This window comes from Cyanobium sp. A1C-AMD (genome assembly GCF_024346495.1).
Lineage (GTDB): Bacteria > Cyanobacteriota > Cyanobacteriia > PCC-6307 > Cyanobiaceae > Cyanobium_A > Cyanobium_A usitatum.
Genome location: NZ_JAGQDB010000099.1, coordinates 1 through 7,409 on the forward strand (window position 1 = coordinate 1; position 7,409 = coordinate 7,409).

8 protein-coding genes and 1 pseudogene are annotated in these 7,409 nt (G+C 68.0%); 5 read left to right on the forward strand and 4 right to left on the reverse strand.

Features of this window, described 5'->3' with window-relative positions; all coding sequences use genetic code 11:
• From KBY74_RS12590 to KBY74_RS12605, 4 genes and pseudogenes are all read right to left on the reverse strand, one after another.
• Positions 1-301 (reverse strand): annotated as a pseudogene (locus tag KBY74_RS12590) (hypothetical protein); the annotation flags it as partial.
• Positions 302-344: 43 nt separating this feature from the next.
• Positions 345-524 (reverse strand): hypothetical protein, encoded by a 180-nt coding sequence (locus KBY74_RS12595; protein ID WP_254942990.1) that lies wholly within the window; start codon positions 522-524, stop codon positions 345-347.
• Positions 521-898 carry a VRR-NUC domain-containing protein gene (locus KBY74_RS12600; protein WP_254942991.1) on the reverse strand — a complete coding sequence of 126 codons (378 nt, stop codon included), beginning with the start codon at positions 896-898 and terminating at the stop codon, positions 521-523. Before KBY74_RS12600 ends, KBY74_RS12595 begins: the two co-directional genes overlap by 4 nt.
• 21 nt (positions 899-919) lie before the next feature.
• On the reverse strand, positions 920-2,332 hold the full coding sequence (locus KBY74_RS12605; protein ID WP_254942992.1) for a DEAD/DEAH box helicase: 1,413 nt from the start codon (positions 2,330-2,332) through the stop codon (positions 920-922).
• 106 nt (positions 2,333-2,438) lie between these two features.
• On the opposite strand from KBY74_RS12605, the gene KBY74_RS12610 reads away from it, so the two are divergent.
• The 5 genes from KBY74_RS12610 to KBY74_RS12630 all read left to right on the forward strand — a co-directional run bounded on the left by KBY74_RS12610 (position 2,439) and on the right by KBY74_RS12630 (position 7,271).
• Positions 2,439-2,642 carry a hypothetical protein gene (locus KBY74_RS12610; protein ID WP_094591370.1) on the forward strand — a complete coding sequence of 68 codons (204 nt, stop codon included), beginning with the start codon at positions 2,439-2,441 and terminating at the stop codon, positions 2,640-2,642.
• A 10-nt stretch (positions 2,643-2,652) separates the two neighbouring features.
• The gene (locus KBY74_RS12615) at positions 2,653-5,280 is read left to right on the forward strand and encodes a primase-helicase zinc-binding domain-containing protein (RefSeq protein WP_254942993.1); all 2,628 of its coding nucleotides are present in this window, start codon (positions 2,653-2,655) and stop codon (positions 5,278-5,280) included.
• 287 nt (positions 5,281-5,567) lie between these two features.
• Positions 5,568-6,260, forward strand: a complete 693-nt coding sequence (locus KBY74_RS12620) for a PD-(D/E)XK nuclease family protein (protein ID WP_254942994.1) — start codon at positions 5,568-5,570, stop codon at positions 6,258-6,260.
• A gap of 104 nt (positions 6,261-6,364) precedes the next feature.
• Entirely contained in the window at positions 6,365-6,745 is a 381-nt protein-coding gene (locus tag KBY74_RS12625; RefSeq protein WP_254942995.1) for a hypothetical protein, read from the forward strand.
• A 4-nt stretch (positions 6,746-6,749) separates the two neighbouring features.
• On the forward strand, positions 6,750-7,271 hold the full coding sequence (locus tag KBY74_RS12630; RefSeq protein WP_254942996.1) for a hypothetical protein: 522 nt from the start codon (positions 6,750-6,752) through the stop codon (positions 7,269-7,271).
• Positions 7,272-7,409 lie beyond the last annotated feature (138 nt).

The following is a 7,409-nucleotide window of genomic DNA, read 5'->3' on the forward strand; positions in this document are numbered from 1 at the left end:
TCAACCGCTGGGACTTGACCGGTCCCCAGTCCTTCTCCGCCAGGCGACGGTTGAGCTCCTCCAGCTGGAAGAAGGCCTTCTGGCGCAGCTCACCGGCCTTGCCCTGCTCGATCACCGAGAGGTTGCCGTAGGAGATCACCTCAAACTCGGCTTCCGTGCCCCATTCGCAGGCGGTGTACTGGGGCCAGCCGTTACGGCGCCGCCAGTTGAGCAGCATCTTCCCGAAGGCTCTGCGGGACTCGTCCTGCCAGTCCAGGACCGCCTGGTAGGTGCGCTTGACGGGCTTTTTTGCTTGTGCCATAGCCCAATCCTAAGTGCTGCTTGGCAATGCAAGCCAGAGCTTGTTACAGCTTGGCAGCCTGCTTTCGGTGGTTTCCTGGCTCGGCCAAGAGCTGCTTGACCTGTTGGCCGGTGAGAACCCGGCCCGTCTGGGCCTGGAAGCGCAGAGCCAGCGTGTAGGGGTGGATGCCGGGATGACGACGGGCCAAGGCCTGCAGCTGCCTGCGGAGTTCGGGCCTGTTCATTCGCTTGGCCCTCCCGCAGGCCCGATGTCCAGGACCGCCCGGGCCTGCTCGATCGAGCGACACACGGCCGCCACTCCGCCAAGCTCCTGCACGAGGCGCAGAAACGCCTGCTGCTCCTGGCTGACGGTTCCGGAGCTCGTCTTTATCTCCAGGGCGACGAACTGGGCGAGCCGCTGGCCGACCAGCTCTGGCGTGATCTCCAGGGCCCGTAGCCCGATCAGGTCGCTGCTGCCCTTGCAGAGCCCGAAGCGCACGAAGCGCCCTTGCTGGTCGACCAGGGCGCCGGTGTTGTTGCGCCAGAGCCGCACCGCGCCGCGGCCGCAGGCCAGGCGGATGCGCTGCTGGATCTCGTGTTCGGACGGGGAGGAGGCCATGCCCCCTGTTGCCGGGCCGGCCTATCGCTGCTGCCGAGCAGCCCAGACATGCCTCGCCCAGCCCGGCTTGTAGCCACGTTCCTGCTCCCTCTGCAGCAGGTCATCGAAGGTCCGGCAGCCTGCTGCAGGGTGCATGCGCCGAGGCCTCTGCTGCTGGTTGGGTTTGGGCCGGTGGCGGACTGAACCCGTGACTTCAACCAGCTCGCCCTCAAGCTGCTGCAAGCCGCGCCGCTGCTCATCGCGGTCCTCGTTCAGGAACAGGTGGCCGCAGTCCGGGCAGACCTGCGCTGCGCTGGGACAGCTGCAGAAGCAGACCGGGCAGTCCTTGATCGGAATCGAGACGCCTTCCCGCCGGCGCCGACCGGCCAGGTTCCAATCGCGCTCATCGGTAGGCAGGCCGTGGTGATGGGCATTGCCGACGTGATCGAGGATCACCGCCTCCTGCTTCCCAGGTGCGGGCCGCAGGGCCCGGCCGACCATCTGCAGATAGAGCGACAAGGAAGCGGTGGGTCGCATCAGGATCGCGCCACCCACCGAGGGGATGTCGGTGCCCTCGGAAATGATCATGCAGCTGGTGAGCACCTCCACCTCGCCGGTGCCGAGCCCGGCGATCAGGCGTTTGCGCTCCTCGGCCTGCGTGCCGCCGCTCACCGCCGCGGCCCGGATTCCCGCAGCGCGGAAGGCCGCGGCCATCTGCTCGGCGTGCTCGATGGTGCAGCAAAAGCAGATGGCGGTGCCCGGGTGCAGGCGCCGCTGGTAGTGAGATACCGCATCGCCGATGGCTGCTCGGCCCCCGTAGGCGCGTGCCGCCTGCTCCAGGTCGAACTCGCCCATGCGGCGGCGCAGCTTGCTGTTCCTGGCTCCAGGCCAGGAGAAGACCTTGGGCCTGGCGAGCCAGCCCTGCTCCACCAGCCAGGCGGCCGAGGGGCCGAGCACCAGGGCCTCGAAATAGCCGCCGTCCTCCACGCCCAACCCCTTGCCGTCGAGGCGTTCGGGGGTGGCGGTCTTGCCGATCAAGAGGGCATCAGGCCAGGCCTCGATGATCCGGCCCCAGGCATTCCCGGCCACCAGGTGGTGGGCCTCGTCCTGAATGATCAGATCCGGCGCTGACAGCTGCCCCAGCCGCCGGGCCACGGTCTGCACCGAGCCAACCGCCACCTGCCGGCCCTGCAGCCGGAGGCCGGGGGCGATGACATCGGCTTCCAGTCCCCAGGCCCGCACGGTGCCGCAGAGCTGCTCGATCAGCTCTGCCCGGTGGGCCAGCACCAGCACCCGCCGGCCCTTGCCGGCCGCGCCCTGGACGATCGCACCGATGGTCTGCCCCTTGCCCGCACCGGTGGGCATGACGGCGCAGACCCGGCGATGGACCTTGAGGGCGGCGCGGAGATCGGCCAGCAGCTGCTGCTGGTAGTCGCGCAGGACGATCGGGGCCATCAGGATCACAGGGGATCAGGACAGGGGCTAGCCGCTGGCCTTTCTTGGCTCAGCCTAGCGAGAGCTGGCCCAGAGCATTAGGCTGTAGTTCACGAGCAGAGTTCCCATGTCCGACTACGCCCTGCCGGTGAGTGTCTCGATCACCCAAGAGCAGCTGGCCTGGCTTGATGCACGCCGTCGGCACGGCTCCCTGAGCCGCTCAGCCGCCCTGCGCCAGGTGCTCGACGCGGTGATCCACCGTGAGTCCCTGGTGCCCGCACCTGATCGCGGATCTACGGGGAACCAGACGGTCGCCAGCCAGGGCTGGTGAGCGAGATCCCATGGCCGATGCCATTGCTGCGGCCCGGGGCCGCTGGCCGGAGATCCTTGCTGCCCTGGCAGGGTTGAGCGACGCGGAGCTGAGCGATCGCCATCAGCCCTGCCCGCTCTGTGGCGGGACGGATCGCTACCGCTTTGATGACAAGGACGGCAGCGGCTCCTGGTTCTGCAACCAGTGCGGCGGCAAGGACCAGCGCGGTGGCGCCGGCTCCGGCATGGACCTGCTGATGCGCCGGCAGGGCTGGAGCTTTGTGGAGGCCGCCCGGCAGGTGGAGGCCTTCCTTGGCCTGGTGCCAGATGGCCAGAACTCTAGTTCCGGCCAGGGTTCCAGCCGCAACGGCAAGCCCTGGCGCATGCCCGAGAAGCCCCCCGCCGATGCCCCGCCGCCGCCGTTGAACCGCGGGGCCACCGCCCAGTGGGCCTACCGGAACGCCGCCGGTGAGGTGCTGTTCTGGATCCAGCGGATCCGGCTGCGCAGCAGCGGCAAGGCCTTCCTGCATCGGGTCTGGCTGGATGGGGACTGGCATCGCCCCAGCCGCCGCGACGCCTTCACCTGCGACTGGCCGGCGCCGCGGCCGCTTTACGGCCTGCCGGGCTTGGTCCAACGACCAGAAGCCCCGGTGTTGGTGGTGGAAGGCGAGGGCACCGCCGATGCGGCCGCTCGCCTGTTCCCAGGCCATGTGGTGCTCACTTGGGCCAACGGCTCCAAGGCGATCGCCAAGGCGGACTGGACGCCGTTGGCCGGCCGTTCGGTGACGCTCTGGCCCGATGCCGATGCCGCCGGAGTGGAAGCCATGCAGAGCCTGGCCGCCCTGCTGCATCCCCTCGACTGTCAGCTGCAACTGGTGGCCCTGCCGCCGGACCTGCCCCAGGGCTGGGACCTGGCTGATGCCGACTGGACGCCCCGGCAGGCCGCGCGGCAGCTGGCGAAAGCAGCTCAGCCATGGACACCCTCAGAGACAGGTGCCGATGGCAGCGGTGATGGAGCTGCGCCACCGCCTGCTCCGGCAGCGGCGGCAGCCGCCAGGCCGGCAGCACCCTTTCTCTGCCTGGGGTACGACGCCGACGCGAACTTCTACCAACCTTCCAGCACCGGCCAGGTAATCCGGCTGCCCCGCGGCTGCCACACCGCCACCCACCTGGTGGCCCTGGCACCGCTGGAGTACTGGGAGACCCTCTACCCCAGCCGCACCGGTGTGAACTGGCCGGCCGCGGCCAGCGATCTGCACAAGAGCTCCGCCGCGATGGGGATCTTTGCGGTGGAGCGCATCCGCGGCCGCGGCGCCTGGTGGGATGAGGGCCGCACCGTGCTGCACCTCGGCGATCGTCTGATCACCCCCGAGGGGGAGCACCCGATCACCAAGCCGTTCAGCTCGCGGCACATCTACCAGCGCCTCGAACGCCAGGAGGGGCCCTGCGGCGTCAAGCCCCTGACCGTGGAGGAAGCGGCAGTGATCGTCAGCATCGCCAACCGCTTCCGCTGGGAGGTGCCCGCCTCCGGCACCCTGCTGCAGGGCTGGGTGGTGCTGGCGCCGATCTGCGGAGCCCTGCGCTGGCGGCCCCACCTCTGGCTCACCGCCGGTGCCGGCTCGGGCAAGAGCCAGATCCTCGATCGCTTTGTGGTGCCCCTGCTCGGCGACCTGCGCCTGGCGGTGTCGGGCGCCACGACAGAGGCCGGCCTGCGCCAGACCATCTGCTCGGACGCCGTGCCGGTGGTCTTCGATGAGGCGGAGAGCAACGAGAAGGGCGACCAGCAGCGGATGCAGGCGATCCTCTCGCTGGCGCGGGTGGCCAGCAGCGAGAGCAGCGCCGAGATGCTCAAGGGTTCCCCCAGCGGCGATGTCAGCCGCTACCGGGTGCGCTCGATGTTCCTGATGTCCTCGATTGCCACTGCCCTCAAACAGGGGGCCGACAAGAGCCGCTTTGCCCAGCTCACCCTGCGCAGCCCCACCGAGATGGGCCAGGAGGAGCGCGAGGCCCACTGGCAGAGCCTCGATCGCGATCTCGAGCGCTACATCACCCCGCAGCTGGCGCGGCGCTTGATCGCCAGGACCGTGTCGCTGATCCCGGTGATCCGCCAGTCAGTCGTGGTCTTCTCCGCGGCTGCCGCCCACTTCGACTCCCAGCGCTTGGGGGATCAGTACGGCACCTTGATGGCCGGGGCCTGGTCGCTGCTCAGCGATGCAGTTCCCAGCCAGAAGGAGGCCGAGGAATGCATTGAGGTACACAACTGGGACAGCTACAGCCAGAGCACCGAAATCCCCGACGAGGCCCGCTGCATCCAGACGATCCTGCAGCGGCAGGTGCGGGTGGAGACCGATGACAAGCCCGTCACCCGCACCATCGGTGAACTGGTGGAGCTGGCGGCGTGCCACAGCAGTTGCGTCGACGTGAGCCCGGGTCTGGCGGCCCAGACCCTGGGCCGCCATGGCCTGCGGGTGGATCAGGAGCGCCTGCTGGTGAGCAACACCGCCAAGGCGATTGAGCACTTCCTCGTCGATACCGCCTGGCAGAACAGCTGGCCGGTGGTGCTGCTGCGCCTGAGCGGTGCGCAACGGGCCGGACCGGTGCGCTTCTGTGGCGCCGGCATGGTCAGCCGCGCCGTTGCGCTTCCCCTGGGCGTGCTGTAACCAAAAGCCGTTACAAAACGGCCAGATACAACAGCAGCGGTAACGCCCAGATCCCATGCACCGCAGGCGATCTGGGCCTCCGTAACGATGTGACGCTCCAGGGAGCACATAGAGCCCCCTATGAATTCAAAGACAAATTCACACCTTCTCAACTAGACGCTGCTGCTTGCTAATGCCTCTATATCTGAAAAAGGGTTACATCGTTACAGGCACCCCCAGAAACCACTGCCGGCCGGCCATCTCGGCTGTTACGCCCACCGTCACACCGCGTCACAACTGAAACGGCCATGACCACCACCACATCCACCTGGCTTGAGCCCATCCCCGGCCTTTGGCGGGATGAGACAGCCCACCGGTACTGGCTGGGCGATCACCTGTTCCCGGTGTCGATCACCGGCGTGCTGGCCCATGGCATGAGCGACACCGCCAAGCGATCGATTGAGGCCAAGCGGCCGATCTGGGAGCCGCGCGGCACAACGGTGCACGCGGCCCTGGAGCGCTACAGCCAGGCCCGCTTCCTGGTGGGCCGGAGCGCCGCCGATGCCCTGCTGGAAGCCGAGACCTTGCCGGGTCATCACCAGTACCGGGACTGGATCCTGCCGCTGCTGCAGCTGCCGCTCTGGGAGGAGGTGCAGGTGATCGCCAGCGAGCGGCTCACCTGCTGTCTGGCCCGCAACGTGGCCGGGGCCTTCGATGGCGCCTACGTCTCACCGGCACTGAGCGAGCGGCGGGGACGCGAGGTGCGGGTGCTCTACGACCTCAAGACCCTCTCGGCCCACGGCCGGCCCTATTCCACCGCCGCCCAGCTGGGGGGCTACATGGTGCTGGAGGCGGCTCAGGGGAACCGCTACGAGCTGGGCCAGACGATCTGGAGCAAGCCCGGCGAGGCGTTCACCAGCACCTTCTACAGCCATGAGCAGTGCCTGGCGGCCTGGGCCGCGGCCTGGAGCAGCTACTGCCTGGCTCGCAGGCCCTTCTGAGCGCCAGGGCAGCCGCGAGCTGAGTTGATGGGTTGGCTAGCAGATGCTGGCCGCTAGATTGAGCAGGCTCGGAATCATCCGAGCAACTGTTCTGGTGCTCCTCGATGGCGGACCTCCTGCTTGCTGCTTCCCCAGCGCCAGCCGCTGATGCGGTTGCTGACGCTGATCTCGACGCCCTGCTGGACGCGGTCACCACGATCAAGGCCCAGCAGAAGGAGCTGGAGCAGCAGCTTGAGCCGATGTTGGAGGCCCTCAACACGGCGATGGCCAGCGGCCAGCTGGATCCCTCCTTCTCCCACAACGACTGGTCCTTCTGCCACAGCCCGGGCCGGTTGACCTACGAGTTCCCGTCGGCGGTGCAGCAGATCGAGAAACAGCTCAAGGCCGCCAAGGAAGCAGCGATTCAGCAGGGCAGTGCCAAGGAAAAGCGCGGCAACGCCTTCTGGACCATCCGCCCCCCGAAGACCCAGCCCCTGCCGTTCTGAGTTGATGCCTTTGCGTGCTGCCAACCAGGCCGCAGCTGATCCGGTGGAGGAGCTGCGATCAGCGCCCGATCAGCAGGACGCCGATGGTGAGTCGGTGTGGGCGCCGGTGGCGGTGGATCCCAGCCGGCCGATCAGCCAGACCAACCCGCCACGGCGTTTACCCCATCACGCCCAGACCCCCAGGGCCACGGCTGGTGAGGTGGAACGGCGGATTGCAGAAGCCCAGCTGTGGATTGCACAACGGTTGCCGCTGCTGGAGATCAGGGCAAAAGCGGGCGAAAGCTGGGGGGTGAGCAACGTCAAAACGGTCAATCGCTATCTCGACCTGGCACGGATGCGAATGGTGGAGGAGCTGATCTCCGACCGCCGCCGCCACCAGGCCGAGCAGATCTTTGCGTTGAACGAATGCGCCCGCCGGGCGATGGACGCCGATCAGTTCAGCGCTGCTGTTGGCGCCTTCCGGGTGATTGCCGAGATCGGCGGCCTGCTGCGCGCACCGATCAAACCACCGGAGCCACGGGCATGAGGGTGTCCACCCCTGCCATCACCCTGTCGGCATCTGGGCTCACGCCACATGCCCCTGCAGAAGGCGGTCTGCTGCTGAGCGAGCTCGACCCCTGGGGTGATGCCGGCCTGCTGCACCTGCCCACAACCACCACAGCCG

Bases quoted from the DNA above. Each gene is read 5' to 3' on its own strand.
- KBY74_RS12595 (WP_254942990.1), bottom strand. From the start codon at position 524: ATGAACAGGCCCGAACTCCGCAGGCAGCTGCAGGCCTTGGCCCGTCGT.
- KBY74_RS12600 (WP_254942991.1), bottom strand. From the start codon at position 898: ATGGCCTCCTCCCCGTCCGAACACGAGATCCAGCAGCGCATCCGCCTG.
- KBY74_RS12605 (WP_254942992.1), bottom strand. From the start codon at position 2,332: ATGGCCCCGATCGTCCTGCGCGACTACCAGCAGCAGCTGCTGGCCGAT.
- KBY74_RS12610 (WP_094591370.1), top strand. From the start codon at position 2,439: ATGTCCGACTACGCCCTGCCGGTGAGTGTCTCGATCACCCAAGAGCAG.
- KBY74_RS12615 (WP_254942993.1), top strand. From the start codon at position 2,653: ATGGCCGATGCCATTGCTGCGGCCCGGGGCCGCTGGCCGGAGATCCTT.
- KBY74_RS12620 (WP_254942994.1), top strand. From the start codon at position 5,568: ATGACCACCACCACATCCACCTGGCTTGAGCCCATCCCCGGCCTTTGG.
- KBY74_RS12625 (WP_254942995.1), top strand. From the start codon at position 6,365: ATGGCGGACCTCCTGCTTGCTGCTTCCCCAGCGCCAGCCGCTGATGCG.
- KBY74_RS12630 (WP_254942996.1), top strand. From the start codon at position 6,750: ATGCCTTTGCGTGCTGCCAACCAGGCCGCAGCTGATCCGGTGGAGGAG.